2 protein-coding genes are annotated in these 2,204 nt (G+C 70.6%); one reads left to right on the forward strand and one right to left on the reverse strand.

Features of this window, described 5'->3' with window-relative positions:
- Positions 1-277: 277 nt before the first annotated feature.
- The gene (locus PLJ28_RS15680) at positions 278-496 is read left to right on the forward strand and encodes a hypothetical protein (protein WP_183529356.1); all 219 of its coding nucleotides are present in this window, start codon (positions 278-280) and stop codon (positions 494-496) included.
- A gap of 58 nt (positions 497-554) precedes the next feature.
- On the opposite strand, the gene PLJ28_RS15685 is transcribed toward PLJ28_RS15680, so the two are convergent.
- Positions 555-2,183, reverse strand: a complete 1,629-nt coding sequence (locus tag PLJ28_RS15685; protein ID WP_324590420.1) for a RecQ family ATP-dependent DNA helicase — start codon at positions 2,181-2,183, stop codon at positions 555-557.
- Between the last annotated feature and the right edge of the window lie 21 nt (positions 2,184-2,204).

A 2,204-nucleotide genomic window follows, 5' to 3' on the forward strand; every position in this document is an offset into this window, starting at 1 on the left:
GCCAGGACTGCCAGCGATCTCACAGTCTCCACCCGGTTTCCCCACAAGTACGGCCCCTACGCTGAAGGAGCCTCATCAAGGTGCGAGTGATGAAGGTGCGAGTGATGACAGGGGCCCCGGGCCCGGCGTATGCGATTCCCCTCCGCAGCCGGATACCCGGGGCCCTGCTCGTGCCCCCGGTCGGAGCGGAGCCCCGGTCCGACCTCCTTGGCGCATCGGTCCCATAGAGGCAATACTCGGGGACTACCGTCCAGCCGACGACCATCAGGAGGACACCATGGCATTGAAGAACCTGTTCAACCGGGCCCGCAACTACGCCAACAGCCCGGAGGGGCGGCGGCTCATCGGCCAGGGCACGGACGCCCTGCGCCAGTACGGCACGAAGAACCGGGGTGCCCAGGGCGGACGCCGTCGGTCGGGATCGAGCGGGCTCCTCGGCATGGCCGAGCGCTTCCTCGGCCGCGGCGGTCCCTCGGGCACGACCCGCCGGCCCTGAACCCCGCCGTCTCCCGTGCCCCCGGCACGCGTTCGCGTCTGATGCCGGGGGCACGGGCTCACGCCGGGTGGAGCAGGTCCTGTTCCTCCACGGCATCCCGGGACAGGGTCCGGTAGCCCTGCTCCTCGAACAGCACGGTGAGGCGGTCCTCGTCCACGCTCATCACGATCCCCGGTCCCCACTCCCGGTGGGTCACCGCGCTCTGCAGGGGGAACCGGTCGTCGTCGTGCGTCAGGTCCACGGCGGTGCCGTCATCGCAGTTGTCGCAGTTGCCGCAGGGGTCCGCGAGTTCCTCGCCGAAGTATCCCAGTAGGTACTGGCGGCGGCACCCGTCCGTCTCGGCGTACCCGCGCATCATCTCGATGCGTGAGCGGTCAATCCGCTCCAGCCGCTCGGCCGTCTCCTCGGCCAGCCGTGCAGCCGTCTTCGGACCCACCCTGTCCATCAGCAGCAGTCCCTCCCGGGTGGAGGCCACGGCGCCGGCGGCCTGCAGCAGGTTGACCGTGCCGGTGACACGCCGGGCGCTCACCTCCACGGCCTCCTTCAGGTGGGTCAGCCGCACCGGGCCGTCCGCTCGCTGCAGTTCCCTGACGACGGCGCTCACCACCTCCTGGTCCGCCTGCTGGGAGCTGAAGAAGCTGCGCAGGCCGAGATCCTCGCTGCGGTAGTGCAACACCACCCGGGCGTCCTCGCCGTCGCGTCCGGCGCGGCCGGCCTCCTGGTAGTAGGTGTCCAGGGAGTCGGTGATGTCGGCGTGCACCACGAACCGCACGTCCGCCTTGTCGATCCCCATGCCGAATGCGCTGGTCGCCACCACCACGTCCAGTCCGCCGTCCAGGAACAGCTCCAGGGTCTCATCCCGCAGCGCGGTCTTCTGGCCGGCGTGATAGGCCCGGGCCGTCAGGCCACGCTCGGCGAGGCGTTCGGCGTAGTCCTCGGCCGCGCGACGCGTGGCCGTGTAGAGCAGTCCCGGGCGCGGCAGGCCGGCCACCTGCTCCAGGACGGCCTCGTGCTTGTGGTGGTCCTCGTGGTGCCGGTGCACGGCCAGGTGCAGGTTGGGCCGGTCGAAGCCCAGAGCGATGACGAACGGATCGGACAGGACCAGCCCCTCCACGATCTCCTCCCGTACCGGGGTCGAGGCGGTTGCGGTGAGCGCGATGATGACCGGTGAGCCCATCCGGTCCCGGGAGGCGCCGAGGCGCAGGTAGTCCGGCCGGAAGTCATGGCCCCAGGAGGAGACGCAGTGCGCCTCGTCCACCACGAGGAAAGCCGGACGGAGGGACCGCAACCGCTCCAGGACTGCGTCCTTGGCCAGCTGTTCGGGCGTCAGGAACACGAACTTCGCCGCCCCGTCCTCCAGGGCCTGCCAGGCACTCTCCTGTTCGCGGGCGGGGACGGAGGAGTTGATGGCCACCGCGTGCGTCGGGGCCCTCTCGGCCAGCTCATTGAGGCCGTCGCGCTGGTCCGCCTGCAGGGCGATCAGCGGGGAGACGACCACGCAGGGCCCGTCCGCCATCAGCGCGGCCAACTGGTAGACGGCCGACTTCCCGTAACCGGTCGGCATCACGGCGAGCACGTCCCGGCCGGACACCGCGGCCTCCACCGCCTCGGCCTGGCTGGGGCGCAATTCCTCCCAGCCGAAGACCTCGTGGGCGAGCCGGTGGACGTCCGTCGGAGTCGTCGTCATCCCCTCACTCTAGGAGACCGG

The sequence above is a fragment of the Citricoccus sp. genome (assembly GCF_035445025.1).
Taxonomy (GTDB): domain Bacteria; phylum Actinomycetota; class Actinomycetes; order Actinomycetales; family Micrococcaceae; genus Citricoccus.

What these genes read in the sequence shown, in the direction of transcription:
- PLJ28_RS15680 (WP_183529356.1), top strand. Translation starts at nt 278, where the DNA reads ATGGCATTGAAGAACCTGTTCAACCGGGCCCGCAACTACGCCAACAGC.
- PLJ28_RS15685 (WP_324590420.1), bottom strand. Translation starts at nt 2,183, where the DNA reads ATGACGACGACTCCGACGGACGTCCACCGGCTCGCCCACGAGGTCTTC.